General features: G+C 50.2%; 16 protein-coding genes and 1 riboswitch. Of the genes, 7 read left to right on the top strand and 9 right to left on the bottom strand.

Features of this window, described 5'->3' with window-relative positions; all coding sequences use genetic code 11:
• Positions 1-20: 20 nt before the first annotated feature.
• The 7 genes from G535_RS0107500 to ampD form a co-directional block, all read right to left on the bottom strand.
• On the bottom strand, positions 21-2,090 hold the full coding sequence (locus tag G535_RS0107500; protein WP_026861498.1) for a M13 family metallopeptidase: 2,070 nt from the start codon (positions 2,088-2,090) through the stop codon (positions 21-23).
• 253 nt (positions 2,091-2,343) lie between these two features.
• Positions 2,344-3,771, bottom strand: a complete 1,428-nt coding sequence (lpdA, locus tag G535_RS0107490; protein WP_026861497.1) for a dihydrolipoyl dehydrogenase — start codon at positions 3,769-3,771, stop codon at positions 2,344-2,346.
• 89 nt (positions 3,772-3,860) lie between these two features.
• The gene (gene aceF / locus G535_RS0107485) at positions 3,861-5,543 is read right to left on the bottom strand and encodes a dihydrolipoyllysine-residue acetyltransferase (protein WP_026861496.1); all 1,683 of its coding nucleotides are present in this window, start codon (positions 5,541-5,543) and stop codon (positions 3,861-3,863) included.
• Between the two features lie 21 nt (positions 5,544-5,564).
• Positions 5,565-8,234, bottom strand: a complete 2,670-nt coding sequence (gene aceE, locus G535_RS0107480) for a pyruvate dehydrogenase (acetyl-transferring), homodimeric type (protein WP_026861495.1) — start codon at positions 8,232-8,234, stop codon at positions 5,565-5,567.
• 10 nt (positions 8,235-8,244) lie between these two features.
• Positions 8,245-9,000 (bottom strand): pyruvate dehydrogenase complex transcriptional repressor PdhR, encoded by a 756-nt coding sequence (gene pdhR / locus G535_RS0107475; protein WP_026861494.1) that lies wholly within the window; start codon positions 8,998-9,000, stop codon positions 8,245-8,247.
• Between the two features lie 122 nt (positions 9,001-9,122).
• The gene (gene ampE, locus G535_RS0107470; RefSeq protein ID WP_026861493.1) at positions 9,123-9,965 is read right to left on the bottom strand and encodes a regulatory signaling modulator protein AmpE; all 843 of its coding nucleotides are present in this window, start codon (positions 9,963-9,965) and stop codon (positions 9,123-9,125) included.
• Positions 9,966-10,547, bottom strand: a complete 582-nt coding sequence (gene ampD, locus G535_RS0107465; protein ID WP_026861492.1) for a 1,6-anhydro-N-acetylmuramyl-L-alanine amidase AmpD — start codon at positions 10,545-10,547, stop codon at positions 9,966-9,968. It abuts the gene before it with no gap.
• A gap of 103 nt (positions 10,548-10,650) precedes the next feature.
• On the opposite strand from ampD, the gene nadC reads away from it, so the two are divergent.
• The 7 genes from nadC to G535_RS0107430 all read left to right on the top strand — a co-directional run bounded on the left by nadC (position 10,651) and on the right by G535_RS0107430 (position 17,763).
• Entirely contained in the window at positions 10,651-11,517 is an 867-nt protein-coding gene (gene nadC, locus G535_RS0107460) for a carboxylating nicotinate-nucleotide diphosphorylase (RefSeq protein WP_026861491.1), read from the top strand.
• Between the two features lie 106 nt (positions 11,518-11,623).
• A riboswitch (cyclic di-GMP riboswitch) is annotated at positions 11,624-11,733 on the top strand.
• Between the two features lie 169 nt (positions 11,734-11,902).
• Entirely contained in the window at positions 11,903-12,385 is a 483-nt protein-coding gene (locus G535_RS14355) for a pilin (RefSeq protein ID WP_051207033.1), read from the top strand.
• A gap of 106 nt (positions 12,386-12,491) precedes the next feature.
• Positions 12,492-14,189 (top strand): type IV-A pilus assembly ATPase PilB, encoded by a 1,698-nt coding sequence (pilB, locus tag G535_RS0107450; protein WP_026861490.1) that lies wholly within the window; start codon positions 12,492-12,494, stop codon positions 14,187-14,189.
• An 11-nt stretch (positions 14,190-14,200) separates the two neighbouring features.
• On the top strand, positions 14,201-15,436 hold the full coding sequence (locus tag G535_RS0107445) for a type II secretion system F family protein (RefSeq protein WP_026861489.1): 1,236 nt from the start codon (positions 14,201-14,203) through the stop codon (positions 15,434-15,436).
• Complete coding sequence (locus G535_RS0107440; RefSeq protein WP_026861488.1) at positions 15,436-16,311, top strand: prepilin peptidase; 876 nt, start codon at positions 15,436-15,438, stop codon at positions 16,309-16,311. Before G535_RS0107445 ends, G535_RS0107440 begins: the two co-directional genes overlap by 1 nt.
• The gene (gene coaE / locus G535_RS0107435; RefSeq protein ID WP_026861487.1) at positions 16,311-16,928 is read left to right on the top strand and encodes a dephospho-CoA kinase; all 618 of its coding nucleotides are present in this window, start codon (positions 16,311-16,313) and stop codon (positions 16,926-16,928) included. Before G535_RS0107440 ends, coaE begins: the two co-directional genes overlap by 1 nt.
• A gap of 1 nt (position 16,929) precedes the next feature.
• Entirely contained in the window at positions 16,930-17,763 is an 834-nt protein-coding gene (locus G535_RS0107430) for a cell division protein ZapD (protein WP_051207031.1), read from the top strand.
• Between the two features lie 31 nt (positions 17,764-17,794).
• Here G535_RS0107430 and mutT read toward each other — a convergent pair whose 3' ends face one another.
• Both mutT and secA read right to left on the bottom strand, forming a co-directional pair.
• On the bottom strand, positions 17,795-18,190 hold the full coding sequence (mutT, locus tag G535_RS0107425; protein WP_026861485.1) for an 8-oxo-dGTP diphosphatase MutT: 396 nt from the start codon (positions 18,188-18,190) through the stop codon (positions 17,795-17,797).
• Positions 18,177-20,882 carry a preprotein translocase subunit SecA gene (gene secA / locus G535_RS0107420; protein WP_026861484.1) on the bottom strand — a complete coding sequence of 902 codons (2,706 nt, stop codon included), beginning with the start codon at positions 20,880-20,882 and terminating at the stop codon, positions 18,177-18,179. The genes mutT and secA overlap by 14 nt, the downstream gene beginning before the upstream one ends.
• Positions 20,883-20,888: the final 6 nt, after the last annotated feature.

Here is a 20,888-nt window from a genome sequence, read left to right as displayed (position 1 = left end):
CCGACAGTGTAACCTACTTTTTACCAGATAGTCACGCGTTCTTCAGGCGGCAAATACAATTCATCGCCAGGCTTCACGTCGAACGCTTCATAGAAGGCTGGAACGTTGACCACTGTACCGTTCACACGGTAGAACGCTGGTGAGTGAGGGTCGCTCAACACTTGGTTACGCGTGAATTCATCACGTTGTTTGGTTTGCCATACTTGTGCCCAACCTAAGAAGACACGTTGTTCACCAGTGTAACCATCGAGTACAGGTGATTCTTGGCCACCGAGTGAATCAACATAAGCTTTGTAAGCAATGGTTAAGCCGGCAAGGTCACCAATGTTTTCACCAAGGGTCAATTTACCATTCACAAACACGCCTTCAATCGGCTCGTAGCTGTCGTATTGAGCGGCAAGCTTCGCACCACGCTCATCAAACGCTGCACGGTCGGCGTCAGTCCACCAGCTTTGCAGGTTACCGTCGCCGTCATATTTTGAACCTTGGTCATCAAAACCGTGGCCAAGTTCGTGACCGATGACTGCACCGATACCACCATAGTTCACCGCGTCTTCGGCATCCATGTTAAAGAATGGTGGTTGCAAAATACCTGCTGGGAACACAATCTCGTTACGTACTGGACTGTAGTAAGCATTCACCGTTTGCGGTGTCATACCCCAGTCCTCTTCTTTCACTGGCTCACCAATTTTCTCAATCGACTCTTGGTAATCAAACTCTGAAGAACGCTTGTAGTTGCCAACTAAATCATCGCCGGTAACTTCTAGGGCTGAGTAATCACGCCACTCGCTTGGGTAACCAATGTATGGCGTAAACTTGCTTAGCTTTTCCAAGGCTTTTTGCTTGGTATCTTCACTCATCCAATCGCCAGTTTTAATTGACTCGCCATAAGCTTTGATGAGGTTATCGACCAAGGTTTCCATCCGTGCTTTGGCTTCTGGTGGGAAGTACTCAGCAACGTATAGCTGCCCTAAAACTTCACCCAAGGCACTGTCAGTAGCGCCAACACCACGCTTCCAGCGCGGTTCTTGTTCTGGGGTTCCATTCAGTACTTTGCCGTAGAACTCAAAGCGACGGTCATTGATTTCTTCGCTCAACGCATTCGCGAAACCATTGACCAAACGCAGGCTTAAATAGTGCTTCCAGGTTTCCAATGGCACGCTGTCAAACATGCTACCAAAGCTCTCAAAGTACGATGGCTGACGCACTACAGCGTCTTGCACGGTGGCAAGGCTTGCCGCTTCGGTATAGGCGCCTAAGTTAAAGCTACCGAGTAGTTCTTTAACTTCATCCATGGTCTTTTTGTTGTAGGTCTTATCGGCGTTACGACTTTCAACTCGGCTCCACTGAATTTCCGCCAGTTGCGTCTCAAGTGCTAACACTTGCTCAGCGGCTTGCTCGGCACCGTCATAATCCACAAGCGCGAGAATATCTTTGATATAGGCTTGATACGCGTTACGAATTTCAACGAACTTCTCTTCGTCTTTCAGATAGTAATCACGATCTGGCAAGCCAAGACCTGACTGCGACATGTACATCGTATTTACGTCAGGGTTTTTCGCATCAGCATACACATAAAAACCAAAAGGTGAGCTGATCCCAAAACGTGCCATTTGTGCGAAATGCGCGGCCACTTGGTCGTGGTTTTGTAACGCAGCAATCGCTTGTAAATCTTCAGCAATCGGTTGATAGCCGAGCTTATTCAAACGCTCAACGTCCATGTAACTGTTAAAGAAATCGCCAATTTTCGCAGCATTTGAACCAGCTTCAGGTGAGCTTGCTGCAGCTTCTTCAATCAGCTTACGTAAACGTTCTTGGTTCTCATCACGCAATTCGTTGAATGAGCCCACGCGCGAACGGTCGGCTGGGATTTCAGTGCGCTCAACCCAAGCACCATTCACATAGGTAAAGAGATCGTCTTGTGGACGCACACTGGTGTTGAAGTCATTCAGATCAAGACCTGAGGTCAATTGTTGCTGCGGCGCTTCTGCGGCAGCGCTCGTTTCAGTAGTGGTAGACTGCTGCGGTGAGCAGGCAGCGACGCCTAGTGCCAAAGCGACACTTAGGGCTAAAGTACTTACATTGCGCATAATTTCCTCGAAAACAGTTTTTGTTGCTTGTTGCTTGTTGCTTGTTAATAGCAAACCCAAACTTTCAATCCCAAAAGGCTTTTTCTTCGCTTTTATCTTTGGCTTTTTCAAGCAGCAAACAACCAGCAACTAACAACGAATTTGGATTCATTACCATAATTCATCGTTGCGCGTGATACAAACAAAAACACCGCGGCGCTTGCGCTACCGCGGTGTTTATTCGTTACAAACTATTACTTATTGAACAGTTTGCTTATTTCTTTTTCGCTTTCTTGTTTGGCAAGTCAGTGATTGAACCTTCAAACACTTCTGCCGCAAGACCAACTGACTCATGCAAGGTTGGGTGCGCATGAATGGTCAGTGCGATGTCTTCTGCATCACAACCCATTTCAATGGCAAGACAGACTTCACCGAGCAATTCACCCGCGTTGGTTCCCACCATGGCACCACCGATGATGCGATTGTTCTTATCGAACAACAACTTGGTCATACCGTCGGTTGCGCCTTGCGCAATTGCACGACCTGATGCTGACCATGGGAACACAGCTGCTTCGTACTCAACACCTTGCTCTTTCGCTTCTTTCTCGGTTAAACCTGCCCATGCAACTTCTGGCTCAGTATAAGCGATTGAAGGAATAACTTTAGGGTCGAAGTAATGGTTCTTACCAGCGATAACTTCAGCCGCAACATGACCTTCATGCACAGCTTTGTGTGCCAGCATTGGCTGACCCACAAGGTCACCAATCGCGAAAATGTTGCTTACGTTCGTGCGTAATTGCTTATCAACTTCGATGAAGCCACGCTCAGAAACGTTAACACCAGCATTTTCAGCACCGACTTTGCCACCGTTTGGCGCACGGCCAACAGCAACCAAGACCGCATCATACTTCACTGGCTCAGCAGGCGCTTTGTCGCCTTCAAAAGTAACGTAGATACCGTCTTTCTTAGCTTCAACTTTGGCCGCTTTGGTGTTCAACATGATGTTATCGAACTTGCCTTTGATGCTCTTCATGAACGGCTTGATGATGTCTTTGTCAGCAGGTGGAATCAACTGATCGGTCATTTCAACCACGTCGATGGTTGAACCCAGAGCACTGTACACACAGCCCATTTCCAAACCGATGATACCACCGCCCAAAATCAACATACGCTCAGGTACGAAACGCAACTCTAACGCAGCAGTTGAGTCCCAAACACGCTCGTCGTCATGAGGTACGAAAGGTAGTTTGATTGACTGCGAACCGGCAGCGATGATCGCGTGCTCAAAGTTCACGATAGTTTCGTTGCCATCTGCGTCAGTAACTTTTAGTTGCTTGTCGCTCGCGAACTCACCGTTACCAGTGACGACGTTCACTTTACGCATCTTCGACATTTGGCCCAGACCACCGGTCAATTGGCCAATAACTTTTTCTTTGTGCTTGCGAATTTTGTCGAGGTCGATCTTAGGCTCGCCAAACTCCACACCTTCGGCACTCATGTGCTTCGCATCTTCAATATGCTTGGCAAGGTGCAATAGGGCTTTTGATGGAATACAACCTACGTTCAAACACACACCACCTAAGGTGCTGTAACGCTCAACAAGAACGGTTTCCAAACCTAAGTCAGCTGCACGAAACGCTGCTGAATAGCCACCAGGACCCGCACCGAGTACGACCACCTGGGTATTAATTTCTTTGCTCATGACGACCTCTTACTTTCGTAGAATTTCGTTGAATTCGGTTAATTATCGCGCGGGGCGGATTATAACAGCCCCAACGCGATTTGTTTAATTTAAAGCACTAATTTCCGAATATCCGATAAGACATTGCACAGGAACACACTAAAGCGTGCTGCAACCGCTCCGTCAATAACACGATGGTCGTAAGAGAGGCTGGTTGGCAACATTAAGCGTGGGACGAACTCTGAACCGTTCCACTTCGGCTGCATTTCGCTTTTCGATACACCCAAAATCGCGACATCAGGAGCGTTGACGATTGGCGTAAATGCAGTACCACCGATACCACCCAAACTCGAAATCGAGAAGCAGCCACCCTGCATGTCTTGCGCTTTCAACTTGCCATCACGGGCACGTGTACTCACATCCACCAATTCTTCAGAAAGCTCGTAAATACCTTTCTTATCGACATCACGAATCACTGGCACCACAAGGCCTCCAGGGGTGTCTACTGCGATGCCAATGTGAATGTATTTTTTCATGATCAAGTGCTCACCGTCGGCACTCAATGACGAGTTAAACACTGGGTATTCCTGCAGTGCCTTAGCGACCGCTTTCATGATGAAGACCAGAGGAGTGATCTTCACGCCGTCCTTTTTCTTCGCTTGCAGCTCGTTTTCTTGCTTACGGAACTTCTCAAGCTCGGTAATATCGGCTTCGTCAAACTGCGTTACATGTGGAATGGTCACCCAGTTACGGTGCAGGTTCGGGCCAGAAATTTTCTGAATCCGCGTTAACGGTACTTCTTCAATTTCACCAAATTTGCTGAAGTCCACTTTCGGCTGAGCAATCACTTGCAGGCCACCGCCACCTTGGGCTGTCGCTGCTGAAGCCGTCGCTTTTGGACGCGACAATTCGTATTTCACATACTCTTGCACGTCTTCTTTCAAGATACGCTCTTTGCGACCGGTACCTTTCACTTGTTGCAAATCAACACCGAATTCGCGCGCCAAACGACGGACTGCTGGCGAAGCATAAGCCAAGCCTTCCGCTTTACCTTTGCGATCAAGAGGATGATCTGGTACTGGCGGTGCCTTGCGCTCTGGCGCAGGTGCTGGTTCCGGTGCTTTCTCGGCAGCTTTAGGCTCAGCTTTTGACTCAGGTTGCGCCGCTGGAGCGCTGGCACTCGCCTGTGAGGTGACCTCAAGGGTAATCACCAAAGAGCCTTCTTTGACCTTGTCGCCAGTCTTTACTGCCACCGACTTCACCACACCCGCTTCAGGGCTAGGAACGTCCATGGTCGCTTTGTCGGTTTCTAAGGTGATTAAGCCATCTTCTTTGGCAATCTCATCGCCTTCGCTGACCAAGACTTCGATCACGTCGACTTCACCATCTTCACCAATGTCAGGGACTGCAACTTCGATCACTTTGGTTGCTGTCGCTGCTTCGTCTGACGCGACTTCTGGTTCTACGTCATCCGCTGCCGTCTCAGGTTCTGGCGCTGGCGCGGCCTCAGCTTCAGCTTCAGCTTCTGGTTGTGCAGCGTCGCTGTCAGCTGCATCAGCAGCTTCAAACATTGCTAACAACGCACCCTCTGAGATTTTATCGCCAACCTTTACTTTTACTTCCGCGACGGTGCCAGCAAAGGGCGCCGGGATATCCATCGACGCCTTATCACTTTCAACCGTGATCAAAGCGTCTTCTGCTTCGACCGTATCGCCTTGGTTGACCAAAATTTCGATGACTTCGACTTCATCGCCGCCCACGTCCGGGGCGAGTACTTCTTTTAAATCTGCCATAGTCGTCTCTGCTCCCGTCACTTATGCGTAAAGTGGGTTGATTTTGTCCACGTCAATCGCGAACTCGGCAATAGCCTCTGCAACCACTTTACTATCAATGGTGCCAGCCTTCGCTAGCTCAGCCAATGCGGCCACCACAATATACTCAGCACTTACTTCAAAGTGACGACGTAAGTTGTCGCGGCTGTCCGAACGACCGTAACCATCAGTACCTAACACACGGTATGGGGTCGGTACCCAAGCACGGATTTGATCCGCATAAAGCTTCTGGTAATCGGTCGCGGCAATGGTTGGACCCTTCGCGTTTTCAAGCACTTTGGTGGTGTAGGCCACTTTCGGCTTCTCAGTCGGGTGCAACATGTTGTAACGGTCAACGTCAATCCCGTCACGCGCAAGCTCGTTAAACGAAGTAGCGCTATAAACCGTGGCATTGATGCCATACTTGTCCGCCAAGATTTCACCAGCTTTACGGGCTTGCTGCAAAATCGTTCCTGAACCTAGCAGTTGCACGTCACCATGCGCTTTCTTCGCTTGATGCGTCTCTAACTCATACAAGCCTTTGATGATGCCTTCTTCAACACCTTCAGGCATTTCCGGCTGCTGATAGTTTTCGTTCATGACCGTGAGGTAGTAGAACACGTTTTCTTGTTCACCGTACATGCGACGCAAACCGTCTTGAACAATCACCGCGACTTCGTAACCGAAGGTCGGATCATAAGTAATACAGTTCGGTACCGTGTTGAACAAGATGTGGCTGCTACCGTCTTGGTGCTGCAGACCTTCACCGTTAAGGGTTGTACGTCCAGCAGTACCACCGACTAAGAAACCACGTGCTTGGCTGTCGCCTGCTGCCCACACCAAGTCACCGACCCGTTGGAAACCGAACATCGAGTAATAGATGTAGAACGGAATCATCGGCTCATTGTTGGTTGAGTAGCTGGTCGCTGCAGCGACCCATGACGCCATTGCGCCTAGCTCATTAATACCTTCTTGCAGTACTTGGCCTTTCTTATCTTCACGATAGTAGGCAACTTGGTCGGCATCTTGTGGTTCATACTTCTGCCCTTGGCTTGAGTAAATTCCCACTTGGCGGAACAAACCTTCCATACCAAAGGTACGCGCTTCATCAGGGATGATCGGCACAATACGTTGGCCAATTTTCTTGTCTTTCAACAACGCCGTTAACACACGCACAAAGGCCATCGTGGTCGAAATCTGACGATCACCTGAGCCTTTTAGCACTGCATCAAATGCTTTCAACGCTGGCATTTCTAATTCGACGTCGGTATTCGGACGACGGACCGGCATATATCCGCCAAGCGCTTCACGGCGCTCGCGCATGTACTTCATTTCCGGGCTGTCTTCAGGGAACTTGTAGAACGGGATGTCTTCAAGCTCGCTGTCTTTAATTGGAATGTTAAAACGGTCACGGAAGTGTTTGATCGCTTCCATTTCCATTTTCTTCACTTGGTGCGCGATGTTTTTACCTTCACCGGCAGCACCCATACCGTAACCTTTCACGGTTTTCGCAAGAATAACCTGCGGACGACCTTTAGTGTTTACCGCTTTGTGATATGCCGCGTACACTTTGACTGGATCGTGACCACCACGGTTTAAGCGCCAGATATCTTCATCTGACAAGTTCGCGACCATCGCTTTAGTTTCTTCAGTTTTACCGAAGAAATGCTCACGCGTGTAAGCACCACCTTTCGCTTTGTAGTTCTGGTATTCACCGTCCACGCTATCTTGCATGATCTGCGCAAGCTTACCTTCAGTGTCACTGTACAGCAGCGGATCCCAATAGCGGCCCCACAATACTTTGATCACTTCCCAGCCGGCGCCACGGAAGGTACCTTCTAGCTCTTGAATGATCTTACCGTTACCACGGACCGGACCATCCAAACGTTGGAGGTTACAGTTGACGATAAAGGTTAAGTTGTCCAAGCCTTCACGCGTGGCAAGGCCAATCGCGCCTAAGCTTTCTGGCTCATCCACTTCACCATCGCCTAAGAACGCGTAGACACGCTGATTCGAGCAGTCTTTGATGCCACGGTCGGTCAAATACTTCAGGTAGCGCGCTTGATAAATCGCCTGCATTGGGCCTAGACCCATCGATACCGTCGGGAACTGCCAGAAATCAGGCATGAGTTTCGGGTGCGGGTAAGAACTGATCCCTTCCCCGTCAACTTCTTGACGGAATTGGTTCAATTGTTCTTCACTGATGCGACCTTCAAGGAAGGCTCGGGCGTAGATGCCCGGAGACGCGTGACCTTGAATAAACAAGAAGTCACCGCCGTCTTGATCGGTTGGCGCACGGAAGAAATGGTTAAAACCAACATCATAAAGCATTGCTGACGAAGCAAAGCTCGAAATGTGACCACCCAACTCAAGCTCTTTTTTCGAGGCCCGTAACACCATCGCCAAAGCATTCCAACGGATCGCCGCACGAATGCGCGCTTCCATGCTTTGGTCACCTGGGACGGTCGGCTCTTGGCTTACAGGAATGGTGTTCAAATAAGCCGTTGTTGCTGCGTAGGGTAGGTAAGCACCACTACGACGCGCTTTTTCAATCAGCGACTCCAACAGGAAATGACCACGCTCAGGGCCATCTTCTTCTAACACGACTTCAAGAGCATCAAGCCACTCACGTGTCTCTTGCGGATCTAGGTCGTCTCTCAAATGGTCACTCATACTCTAATCCTTACCCATTTTGTGTTCTGCGCAGTGACCGGCGAATGCGTGATTGTTCACGATTCGAAGTCAATAACGCGTGTTCAATAAAGGCCAACAACTGATGGCAGGTTTCCCTTGCTTGCTCAGAGTCGCCAGCTTTAATCGCGGCCACGAGGTGCCGCCGATGTTCATGAAGATCCTGCATAATGCCCGGCTTATGGGCTAAGTCTTGCAGGTTCTGTAAAATGTTCTGTTGCAATAACGGCAACATACTCCGCACAAGATGCAATAAGATGACATTGTGCGAAGCTTCAGTAATTCTTAAGTTAAATTCGGTGAGTGCCTGCGCTTGTGCGGCCAACTCAGTGCCAGGTTCACGCTTAATTTCGGCGAATGCCGCCTCAATACGTTCAAGATCAGTTGGGGTACCGCGCATGGCGGCGTAGTACGACGAGATTCCTTCCAACGCGTGGCGAAATTCAAGCAGATCAAACTGTGATTCAGGATGCTGAGTAAGCAAGTCAAGCAGCGGTTCGGCGACGCGTTGTTGCATGTTGTCACACACATAAGTACCGCCACCTTGACGGCGCTCTAACAAACCACGCGCTTCGAGTTTTTGAATGGCTTCGCGCAGGCTTGGACGCGACACCGAAAATTGATGCGACAAGTCACGCTCAGAAGGCAGGCGCGCACCCGCCTCTAAGGTGCCATCAACAATCATCGCTTCGATGCGTTGCATGATGACATCCGAGAGTTTGGTCGGTTGTATACGATCAAAAGCCATTTGTTTCGTCCGCCTCACAAAAGTGGCCGAAGTCTCTCTTCTGCGCCACTTGGGTCATTGGTCTTACCAAATAAGTGCGGTCATTTTAGACTAGATCGCTAACGAACCCAAATCTTTCTTACCTAGAGCCAGCCAACGATCGTCAAAATAGCCAACAAAACGATGAAAAACAGCATGTTGCGCTTAACCAAAGCAACACTGGTCAGAGCAGTAGAAGTGATGTCATCGTCATGTTTTGGTGTCAGTTCTTCGGCCGCATCGGCCACTTTCAGCAGTGCTTGGAAATTATTTTGTGGCGTGTTCCCAATCGAGCTCAACCACACTGGCAGGGCTTTACTAAAGTTTCCGACCATTAAAAAGCCAAAGGTCATCACCCGCGTTGGTAACCAATGCACCCACCACTGCAATTGCGTCCATGCCGCACTACGCGGGTGGCGCATGTCACGCAAGGTGGCATACAACAATACCCCTAGCAGGCCAAAGATGGCGTAGTAAAACAACGGGGCAAAGTAGTAACGTAAGTGCACCCACAATAATGCCCCATGCACTGACGTGGTATCGTTACGTCCCGCAGCACGACGCAGCTGTCGCAAATGCTCCGCACACGCCGCACTATCGCCCTGACTGGCAGCGCTTAAATAGCGCTTATACGCGCGTCGCGCAGCACCACACTGCATGGTTGCGAGCAACGCAAGTACGCCCACCACAAAGCTGACAAAAAAGTTATCAAGCAAGGCAATGCTAAAACCGATAATAAGCGCTGGCAAAATCGCCCAGACCACCTCGCCAACCAGATGCTGGCGCCAATTCGCGATCTGCCGCTGGCCGTCACTGGACGCCTTGATTTGCGTTTGTTTGGTTTGCCACTGCTGCCAGCGCAACACGATACGGCGCCAATGCAAGTTACGACTCAGGGTTACCGTTCGCTCCAGCGAATAGGCCAGTAAAATTGCGATAAAATGCATTTAAAGCTCCTTGTTGGCCGACGCACGTAACGCGGCATTGAGCAATTGGCGAAAGTAGTCCCAATCAAACGCAGGACCTGGATCTGTTTTTCGTACCGGCGCGATATGTTGATGGCCAACAATCCGTTGTGGCGTCAGCGCCGGATAAGTACTTACCAAAGCAGCCGCAATCTCAGCCAAGGTACGATATTGTTCCTTAGTGTAGGGGGTGGTATCCGTTCCCTCAAGCTCTATCCCTATGGCAAAATCATTGCAACGCTTGCGACCGCAATAATGCGAAATACCCGCATGCCACGCACGGCGATGAAACGGGACGTATTGCACGCAATGACCATCGCGATGAATCACCACGTGGGCCGACACCCGTAAGTTACGCAACACGGCAAAACTCGGATCGGCATCACAGTCAATGGTCCCCATAAACAGTTGGTCAATATAAGGGGTACCAAACTGTCCCGCTGGCAGGCTGATACCATGCACCACTAACACGCTGATATCTGTTTCGTCCGGCCGCGCATCTGCATGTGGCGATTGGCGTTGTGCAACCTGCTGCAACACGCCGTGCTGAATCTGCACTGTCATTCTCCTTGCCTATTCGTGGGTGTTTCGTGTTTGCTTCATTGTCACTCTCGACCGCAGACATTACAATACGGCAACTTTAAACCCGTTGAAAAGAGTAACTAGCATGGATACCCGCGTACAACCTGAGTTATTAAGCAACGACCGCCAGTTAATGGTGGCGCGCGCGCTCGAAGAAGATTTAAACGGGCTCAGCGGCGATTTAGATATTACGGCTCAGCTTATTCCGGCCGAGCAGCAAGCCCATGGTCGCATTATCACTCGCGAAGATGCGGTCATCTGTGGTACCGCATGGGTCGATGAAGTGTTTCGTCAACTAGGTAGCGACGTACGCGTCACCTGGCATGTTCAAGACGGTGAAAAGATCGCCGCGAATAGTTTGCTCTGTGAACTTCAAGGCCCAGCCCGTGCCATTTTGACTGGCGAACGCACCGCCTTAAACTTCCTCCAGACGTTGTCTGGTGTCGCCACCACTACAGCACATTATGTTGCTGCACTCGCAGGCTCACAGACCAAGTTACTCGACACTCGCAAAACTCTGCCAGGCTTGCGTACAGCGCTGAAGTATGCGGTCGTGTGTGGTGGTGGTAGTAATCATCGCGTGGGTCTCTACGATGCGTACCTCATTAAAGAAAACCATATTATGGCCTGTGGTTCGATCGCCGCTGCTGTCGCAAAAGCGAAGCAGCTGCACAGTGACAAACTGGTCGAAGTTGAAGTGGAGAATCTCACAGAATACGCAGCAGCACTCGAAGCTGGCGCCGATATCATCATGCTCGACAACTTTTCTTATGATGATGTACATACTGCTGTTAAAACAAAGTTACCTGGTGTCCGCCTCGAAGTCTCTGGCAATGTCACCCACGAACAACTCGCAACACTTGCGCGCACTGGAATTGACTACATTTCGTCCGGAGCCCTTACCAAACACGTGCAAGCAGTTGATCTCTCGCTGAGAATTTCAGAAATCTAAGTATTGACGATTTCCTTACATCTGCTATGTTTACAAAGCAGTGCGCAAACCACGGGACTATCCCTTACTTACCAAGCGTATTAAGGGCTTGTGGGATGCCAGGCGATGCTTTAAAAGGCAAAGCCGCCGTAAGGCGGTGACGCAAAACCTCCGGTCCTAACTTGTCTTACTTCGTAGTATTGCGAAATAAAACTGGCGGATAGCGGGGCTGCAGGCTAAAGTCTGGTGGAAAGCGTGGCATTTCGGCTTAACCGGTCGCATGCGCAACCACGGTCTTTCGGCTAGTGCAGGTGTATTGTTATTGGTGTGAAAGCCATTAAAGGATTGCCACACTCGACAACAATAATAATTTTATTTTTCTTACATCTTTGCGGGAGATTTTGAGATGAAAGCGCAAATTCAAAAAGGTTTTACCTTGATCGAATTGATGATTGTAGTTGCAATCATCGGTATTTTGGCGGCGGTTGCCATTCCTCTTTACAGTGACTACACGCAGCGTGCTTTAGCGAGCAACGGTTTGTCAGCACTTGGTTCATACAAAACATCAGTTGCCATGTGTGTGCAGCGCACAGGCGGTTTAACTGCTTGTGACGGTGGTTCAGAGCAAATCCCTGCAAACGCAGCGACCATTACCAACATCAACGGCCTTACCAGCGTATCGATCACTGATGGTGTGATTTCTGCTGGCTTAGAAGCTGTCGATTCAAATGGTACAGCAATCTCAGTAACCCTTACGCCAAGTGATGCAAGCGGTAGCAACCTAAACTGGGTTATCGCATGCTCTGACTGGGGTACTGACGGTAGCGACAGTCGCGTTGACGGTTGTGAAGGCGCAACTGGCGGCGGCGGTGGTGGTGGTAGCATCTAATCGCTAGCCCAACTAAAGTTTTCCAGATTTAGTTAAAGAGCTAGCCTCTCCCTGCGCGTGGCTAGCTCTTCTCTCAGTCCCTTATAAAACTAAGTAACGACACTCCATGCTTCATCACTCCCTTGCAGCGCTATTGCTGCGTGACAGACGAATCGCTGAAGCACAACTGAAAAGTTGTAGTGAATACGCATGGGAAACGAAGCTACCTTTTACCAGCGTTATCATTGAACGCAAACTGGTAACCTCGGCTGAACTTGCGGCCTTTTGTTATCAAGAATCGAACTGCCCCTGGCTTGACCTCGATAGCTTCAACCCAGAACTCATTCCCCCACAATTTATCAATGAGCGTTTGATCCGTAAAAACCATGCCGTACCGCTGTATCAACGCGGCAACGTATTGTATATCGCGGTGTCTGACCCTACCCGCATCGAAACCCTCGATGAGTTTCAGTTCCGTACACGCTTACAAGCTGAAGCCGTGTTGGTGGAAGAAGACAAGCTGCAAAAGCTCATTGATAAACTGTTGGAAAACGAAAGCTCGATGCTGGGCGTTACCGAGCAAGACGAGCGTGAACTGCGCGAAATCGATGCCGACGGTGAAGTGCGCGAAGACACTGGCTCTGTCAGTGTCGATGCCAAGAACGACGCACCCATCGTTATCTACATCAACAAGATGTTGCTTGACGCCATTAAACGCGGCGCCTCGGATTTACACTTTGAACCCTACGAAGGCGAGTATCGCATCCGCTTTCGCATCGACGGCGTCTTGCATGAAATTGCCCGACCACCCTTTGCCCTCTCGGCCCGTATCGCTGCACGCCTAAAAGTAATGTCGCAGCTCGACATTGCCGAGCGGCGCTTGCCGCAAGATGGTCGGATTAAACTGCGGTTATCGAAGCACAAAGCCATCGATTTTCGGGTCAGTACCTTACCGACCATGTACGGTGAGAAAATTGTTCTGCGGATCCTTGATGCCGCAGCTGCCATGATGGGCATCGAGTCACTCGGCTATGCACCAGAGCAACAGCGACTCTACGAAGAGGCACTAAGTAAACCACAAGGCATGATCTTGGTGACTGGCCCAACCGGCTCAGGGAAAACCGTATCTTTGTATACTGGCCTCAACATTCTCAATACCTCTGAGGTGAATATTTCAACGGCGGAAGATCCCGTTGAAATTAACCTGTACGGGGTCAACCAAGTACAAATTAACGTCAAAGCCGGCTTAACCTTTGCGGACGCACTGCGCTCGTTCTTACGACAAGATCCCGATGTGGTGATGGTCGGTGAGATCCGTGACCTTGAAACCGCAGAAATTGCCATCAAAGCCGCCCAAACCGGTCACTTGGTGATGTCGACGCTACATACCAACTCGGCAGCTGAAACCTTAACTCGTCTGATGAACATGGGTGTTCCTTCATACAACATTGCCAGCTCGGTAAGCCTCATTATTGCCCAGCGACTGGCGCGACGTCTCTGCAACGAGTGTAAAGAACCTGAGGATATCCCCAAAGAAGAGCTGCTGCGCCAAGGTTTCTTAGAGGAACAACTCGATCACTTGAACCTGCAACGTGCAGTTGGTTGTGACTATTGCACCGGCGGCTTCAAAGGTCGTACAGGTATTTACGAAGTCATGCCAGTGACCGAAGCCGTGCAAGAACTTATTATGTCGAATGCCGGGGCATTACAGATCGCGCGTCAAGCGCGCAAAGAAGGCTATCACTCGTTACGTCAATCAGCGCTTGAGAAGGTGGCGGACGGCATTATTAGCCTCGCGGAAGCAAACCGCGTCACCAACAACTAAGGGGCGGCTATATGGCAACAGCAACCAATAAAAGTAGCAAGCTCGAAGATTTTAGTGAGTTTCAATGGCAAGGGCTGAACCGTCGCGGCCAAAAAGTCAAAGGCGTGATGCGTGGTGATAGTGAGAGGGAAATCCGCGCCAAATTACGTGACCAAGGAATTAACCCTCGCCTGGTAAAAAAGAAACCCAAACCCCTGTTTGGCCATAAAAAGATTAAGGGTGGCGATATCGCCCTCTTTACCCGCCAAATCGCCACCATGCTTGAAGCCGGCGTACCTTTGCTGCAAAGCCTTGAAATGGTCGCGCGCGGTACCGACCATGTCCGCGTGCGTAACCTGATGCTTACCCTCGCTGATGATGTTGGCTCAGGATCACCCTTGGCAGCAGCATTACGTAAACATCCCGACGTTTTCGACCCGCTGTACTGCGATTTAGTTGATTCAGGCGAGCAGTCGGGCTCACTGGAGTCAATTTACGATCGGATCGCTACCTACCGGGAAAAGTCTGAGGCCTTGAAAGCAAAAATCAAGAAAGCCTTGGTGTATCCGGCCGCCGTTATTGTCGTGGCCATTGTGGTCACCATGATTTTGCTGGTCTACGTGGTACCGCAATTTGAAAGCGTATTTAAAGATTTCGGTGCAGAATTACCGGCCATGACGCAGTTTGTTGTGCGTCTGTCGGAAATCATGCAAGCCTACGCTATTTATGTGGTTGCTGGGTTTATTGCGCTGGGCTTTTTGTTTGCTAGGGCAATGGTGAACAACGAGAAGTTTCGCGACACAGTGCAAGCCATTTCGTTAAAAATTCCAGTGGTTGGACTTATCCTTAATAAAGCTGCCGTGGCCCGTTTTGCCCGTACCCTATCCACCACCTTTGCTGCTGGTGTGCCACTGATCAACGCCCTGGAATCAGCCGCTGGTGCGTCAGGGAACTCGGTCTATCGCGACGCTATTTTTCGCGTCCAAAGCGACGTGACTTCAGGGATGCAGATGAACACTGCAATGATTAACGCAGATGTGTTTCCCACCATGGCGACCCAGATGGTGTACATCGGCGAAGAGTCCGGTTCTTTAGATGACATGCTAGCCAAAGTTGCCGATGTCTATGAGCGTGAGGTTGATGACTTGGTGGATAACCTCACCGCACTGTTAGAACCAATGATCATGGTCGTCATTGGTATATTGGTCGGCGGCTTAATTGTCGCCATGTATCTTCCAATCTTCAACCTAGGTTCAGTGGTGGGTTAATGTTCGCAAGCTTACAGGAAGTTTATCCGGCGCAAGGCGCGCTCACCTTCGGTTTTGCCCTCGTCGTAGGTTTAATGATTGGGAGTTTCTTAAATGTGGTCATTGGCCGCCTGCCGGTCATCTTAAAGCGCCAGTGGCAGCGCGACTGTGCGGCGCTCAACGACGAAAGTGTGGCGCTTGACGACACACCGTTCAGCCTTGCCAAACCCAATTCTCACTGTCCGAAGTGCAAACATGCCATTAAGTGGTACGACAATATTCCCGTTATCAGTTGGCTGCTACTAAAAGCCAAATGTCGTCACTGCCACACACGTATCTCCGCCCGTTACCCTGCCATTGAACTACTCACCGGTGGCGTGTTTGCGGTGCTGGCATGGAACTTCGGCTTTGGCTGGCCCCTGCTAGGTTACTTTATTTTCGCCAGTTTACTGATTTGCATGTTCTTCATTGATTATGATCACATGCTCTTGCCCGACCAACTGACCTATATCACGTTATGGTTAGGCCTTTTCATTGCTTGGCTCGGTGGCCCGGTACCACTTGCCGACGCTGTCATGGGTGCGATGGCTGGTTATCTCGCCTTATGGTCGGTGTTTTGGGCGTTTAAGTTACTTACCGGGAAAGAAGGTATGGGCTACGGCGACTTTAAATTACTCGCCGCGCTTGGCGCATGGGCGGGCTACCAACTGTTACCTGTCATCGTTCTTGCCGCAGCCTTCAGTGGCGCAGTTATCGGCATCACCTTGCAACTGATCCGGCGCAATCAACGCGGTCAACCCATTCCTTTCGGTCCTTTCTTAATCTGTGGCGGTGTGATTGCCCTGCTTTGGGGGGAGCAATTACTACACTGGTACTGGGGATTGGTGCGCGTCTAATGTGGGTGCTTGGCGTCACCGGCGGTATTGGCTCAGGAAAAACAACGGTTACTGACCTGTTTGCGGCGCTGGGCATCACCATTGTCGATGCCGATGTGATTGCCCGACACATTATGGACCCAGGCGGGCCAGCGCTGAACGCTGTCATTGAACGCTACGGTGAGCAAGCGTTACAGGCTGACGGGCAACTGAATCGGGCTTGGCTACGTGAGCGTATCTTCCAAGATAATGACGCCAAAGCTTGGCTCAATGCCCTTACCCACCCGCTGATCCGTACGCAAATTCACCGCCAGCTCGAACAAGCTGCATCGCCTTACGTGATTCTCTCTGCGCCTTTGCTGGTCGAAAATAAGCTGACTGAGCTTTGTGACCGCGTGCTCGTCGTCGACGTGCCCGAGGAGGTGCAGCGGCAACGAACAATCAAGCGTGATCAGGTTTCCGCGGCTCAGGTGGAGCTGATTATGCAATCACAATGTTCACGCGAAGAACGGCTTGCCTTTGCCGACGACGTCATTAACAATGATGTTTCTCGCGATGCGCTGCAACAACAGGTCGAAGCACTCCACCAACACTACCTCGTTAATGCGCGCCAAGCGGCAGCAACCAAGGAATGTTGAAATGAGCCACCAGTCAGACTTGTTTCAAGGCATTGCAACAGATTCAGAAGCCGCTATGATAGAGCCGATGGATGATGCAATCGACGAAGCTTACACAATCAATTATGAGTATCCACTGCATGAGCGGGTACGCACTTACTTGCGTCTTGAACATCTGCGGGGCATTTTAAAACCTGACACGCCTGTCACGGCAGACAATTATGCCCGCTATTTCGACGCGCTGTTTGCAATCTTAGAGTTATGTGAACGCAGTGACGTGCGTACCGATGTTCAAAAAGATCTCGATCGACGTCGTGCACAGCTCCACGTTTGGTCGCAGCACCCAGATGTCAATCAGCAGCAAGTACAAAGCCTTGCAGAACGTGTGAAAAGCGCAATTCAAGCAATTCAGCCTCTGACCCGGGTGGGTAGTCACCTCAAGCAAGACCGTTTACTGAGTGTAACCCGCCAACGTTTTGGGATGCCCGGCGGTACCTGTAACTTCGATGTGCCACAGTTACACTTTTGGTTACATCAGTCACAGCAACGCCGTGACGACGATTGCCAACGCTGGTGGCATGAGTTTGAAGCACTCTTTCAAGGTTTAGCGCTTGAGCTTGAGTTACTGCGTGGACAGGCACATTTCCAATGGGTGGTAGCCGAGGGTGGCTTACTGCAAGAGAGCACGGAACCGTTAAGTTTGCTGCGTTTACGCGTACCAGCTTCAGTGCCCGCCTATCCTGTTGTGAGCGGCCATAAACAGCGTTTTAGCGTAAGATTTTTGAGTAACGCCCCACAACAAGGCAAAGCGTCGTACGAAAGTGATGTCGAGTTTGAGCTAGCGCTCTGCCCGTAAATGCACGGGATGCACAGTGAGTGCAACCCTGCTACTGCTGCAGTAAGTCAATAATCGGTTGATTCGCCGCAGGGAACGGATATGCCACAAGGGCATACGGGGCGACCCACAACCACTCTTGCCCTTCTTTCTGCTCTATCTCGCCAGTAAAACGCGTCACCCGCCACACATCAAGCACCACACGCTTATCATCATAATCGTGATGGATCACAGTCAACGGCGACGCCGCTGTCACTTCGATATTACACTCTTCGCGTAGCTCACGTACCAGCGCATCATAAACGGTTTCACCAGCTTCAACTTTGCCGCCGGGGAATTCCCATTTGTCGCCTTGATGTAAGGCTTTGTGACGTTTGCTAATAAAAACGTTACCGTCGGTGTCTTCAATGACACCAACGGCAACATGGACGGGATTAGAGCTTGCCATGGCACTGCTTATACTTCTTACCTGAGCCACATGGGCAAGGTTCATTGCGCCCCACCCGTGCGCCACCAGCAGCGGCTGGCTCAGCGCTATCACTGCCGCTGGTCGCGGCAGCTTCATGCTGATAACGTTGTTGCTGCGCTTGACGCTCCGCTGCTTCCCGACGCTTCTGCTCAACCGCTTCTACATCTTCCTCAGCACGGACGCGCACCTTGCTCAGAATGGTCACCACATCAAGCTTCAACTCTTCCAGCATGTTTGAGAACAATTCGAAAGCTTCACGCTTGTACTCTTGTTTCGGGTTTTTCTGCGCATAGCTACGCAGGTTAATCCCCTGGCGCAAGTGGTCCATTGCCGCCAAATGCTCTTTCCAATGTGAGTCGAGACTTTGCAACATGATGGCTTTCTCAAACTGACGTAAAACGTCTACACCGACTTGTTGCTCTTTCTGCTGATAGGCTTCTTCAAGCGCCGCCAGCAACTTCTCGCGAAGGCTCTCTTCATGCAGCTTATCGTCTTCATCCAACCATTGTTGCACCGGCACAGGTAAATCGAAATCGACGCGTAAACGCTCTTCTAAGCCCTGCACATTCCACATTTCTTCCAATGATTGTGGTGGGATGTATTCACTAATCACCTGGTCGAGCACATCCGCGCGGATCACTTGGATAGTTTCAGAAATATCGCCTTCGTCGAGCAATTCGTTACGTTGCTCGTACACGACTTTACGCTGATCGTTTGCGACATCATCAAACTCGAGTAGCGCTTTACGGATATCGAAGTTGCGGCCTTCAACTTTACGCTGCGCATTTTCAACAGCACGGTTCACCCACGGGTGCTCAATCGCTTCGCCGCGCTTCATACCTAGGCGCTTCCACAAGCCTGCCATGCGCTCTGACGCAAAAATACGCATCAAGCTATCATCAAGCGACAAATAGAAGCGTGATGAACCTGGATCACCTTGACGACCTGAACGACCGCGCAACTGGTTATCAATACGGCGTGATTCATGACGCTCAGTACCGATGATATGCAAACCACCTGATTCAACCACTTGATCATGGCGTTTGCGCCACTCGGCTTTCACCTGTTCAATCTGCTCTGGCGTCGGATCGGTAAGTTTCTCAATCTCTGCTTGTAAGTTACCACCTAGCACGATATCGGTACCACGACCCGCCATGTTGGTGGCAATGGTGACTGCTCCTGGTAAACCAGCCTGCTCAATAATATCGGCTTCTTTCGCGTGGAATTTAGCATTCAGGACATTGTGCGGGATCTTTTTCTTGCGTAAGAAGTTCGACAATAATTCTGAGTTTTCAATCGATACTGTACCTACTAACACCGGACGCTTCGCGGCACGACATTCTTCGATGTCGGCAACGATGGCTTCATACTTTTCTTCGGTGGTCATAAAGATCAAGTCAGCACGATCATCACGAATCATTGGCCGGTTGGTAGGAATAACGACAGTTTCCAAGCCGTAAATCGATTGGAACTCAAACGCTTCGGTATCGGCAGTACCTGTCATCCCCGCAAGCTTCTCGTACAAACGGAAGTAGTTCTGGAAGGTAATCGATGCCAAGGTTTGGTTTTCATTCTGAATTTTAACGCCTTCTTTGGCTTCCATCGCTTGGTGTAAGCCTTCAGACCAACGGCGGCCTTCCATGGTACGACCGGTATGCTCATCGACAATCACGATTTGGTCGTCTTTAACGATGTAGTCGACGTCTTTCTGATACAAATGGTGCGCACGCAACGCCGCGTTCACGTGGTGCAACAAGGTAATATTTGCTGCTGAGTAAAGTGAATCATGCTCTTCCAGCAAGCCACGCTCTTTAAGAATTGCCTCTACATGCTCTTGACCGTTTTCTGTCAGGTGCAATTGGCGTGCTTTCTCATCGATGGTGAAGTCACCTTCACCGCGCTTCTCTTCGGTATCTTCTTCATCGGCACGGTTCAGTAATGGCACGATGTCGTTCATTTGCTTATACAGCTCTGAACTATCTTCGGCGGCACCCGAAATAATTAGTGGCGTACGTGCCTCATCGATCAAAATCGAGTCGACCTCATCGACAATGGCGTAGTTTAATTTGCGCTGAACACGTTCTTTCGGTGAGAACGCCATGTTGTCACGCAAATAGTCGAAACCAAATTCGTTGTTGGTACCATAGGTAATATCTGCCGCGTAAGCTTGTTGCTTTTCAGCATGCTGCATACCCGGAATATTAAAGGCCACCGATAAGTCGAGGAATTCAAACAACGGACGGTTGGTCTCAGCATCACGACGCGCCAAGTAATCGTTCACGGTAACAATGTGAACACCTTTACCTGACAAGGCATTGAGGTAGGCAGGAAGGGTCGCGGTTAAGGTTTTACCTTCACCAGTTCGCATCTCGGCAATACGGTTATCGTTTAGGATCATACCGCCAATCAACTGTACGTCGAAGTGCCGCATGTTGAACACACGCTTACTCGCCTCACGCACCGTTGCAAAAGCTTCAACAAGAATAGCATCGAGCGTTTCACCATCTGCGACGCGCTTTTTAAATTCAGCGGTTTTTTGTTTTAGTTCGCTATCGCTGAGCGCTTCAAATTCAGGTTCTAAGGCATTAATCGCAGCAACTTTTTTTTGTAAACCTTTCAGAATACGGTCATTGCGACTACCAAAAACTTTGCGAAACAGACTACCTAACATGTGACT

The sequence above is a fragment of the Pseudidiomarina sediminum DSM 21906 genome (assembly GCF_000423165.1).
GTDB lineage: Bacteria > Pseudomonadota > Gammaproteobacteria > Enterobacterales > Alteromonadaceae > Pseudidiomarina > Pseudidiomarina sediminum.
Note: the sequence above shows the minus strand (reverse complement) of the source record. Positions and strands in the feature narration are given on the sequence as shown.

Bases quoted from the DNA above. Each gene is read 5' to 3' on its own strand.
- G535_RS0107500 (WP_026861498.1), bottom strand. From the start codon at position 2,090: ATGCGCAATGTAAGTACTTTAGCCCTAAGTGTCGCTTTGGCACTAGGC.
- lpdA (WP_026861497.1), bottom strand. From the start codon at position 3,771: ATGAGCAAAGAAATTAATACCCAGGTGGTCGTACTCGGTGCGGGTCCT.
- aceF (WP_026861496.1), bottom strand. From the start codon at position 5,543: ATGGCAGATTTAAAAGAAGTACTCGCCCCGGACGTGGGCGGCGATGAA.
- aceE (WP_026861495.1), bottom strand. From the start codon at position 8,234: ATGAGTGACCATTTGAGAGACGACCTAGATCCGCAAGAGACACGTGAG.
- pdhR (WP_026861494.1), bottom strand. From the start codon at position 9,000: ATGGCTTTTGATCGTATACAACCGACCAAACTCTCGGATGTCATCATG.
- ampE (WP_026861493.1), bottom strand. From the start codon at position 9,965: ATGCATTTTATCGCAATTTTACTGGCCTATTCGCTGGAGCGAACGGTA.
- ampD (WP_026861492.1), bottom strand. From the start codon at position 10,547: ATGACAGTGCAGATTCAGCACGGCGTGTTGCAGCAGGTTGCACAACGC.
- nadC (WP_026861491.1), top strand. From the start codon at position 10,651: ATGGATACCCGCGTACAACCTGAGTTATTAAGCAACGACCGCCAGTTA.
- G535_RS14355 (WP_051207033.1), top strand. From the start codon at position 11,903: ATGAAAGCGCAAATTCAAAAAGGTTTTACCTTGATCGAATTGATGATT.
- pilB (WP_026861490.1), top strand. From the start codon at position 12,492: ATGCTTCATCACTCCCTTGCAGCGCTATTGCTGCGTGACAGACGAATC.
- G535_RS0107445 (WP_026861489.1), top strand. From the start codon at position 14,201: ATGGCAACAGCAACCAATAAAAGTAGCAAGCTCGAAGATTTTAGTGAG.
- G535_RS0107440 (WP_026861488.1), top strand. From the start codon at position 15,436: ATGTTCGCAAGCTTACAGGAAGTTTATCCGGCGCAAGGCGCGCTCACC.
- coaE (WP_026861487.1), top strand. From the start codon at position 16,311: ATGTGGGTGCTTGGCGTCACCGGCGGTATTGGCTCAGGAAAAACAACG.
- G535_RS0107430 (WP_051207031.1), top strand. From the start codon at position 16,930: ATGAGCCACCAGTCAGACTTGTTTCAAGGCATTGCAACAGATTCAGAA.
- mutT (WP_026861485.1), bottom strand. From the start codon at position 18,190: ATGGCAAGCTCTAATCCCGTCCATGTTGCCGTTGGTGTCATTGAAGAC.
- secA (WP_026861484.1), bottom strand. From the start codon at position 20,882: ATGTTAGGTAGTCTGTTTCGCAAAGTTTTTGGTAGTCGCAATGACCGT.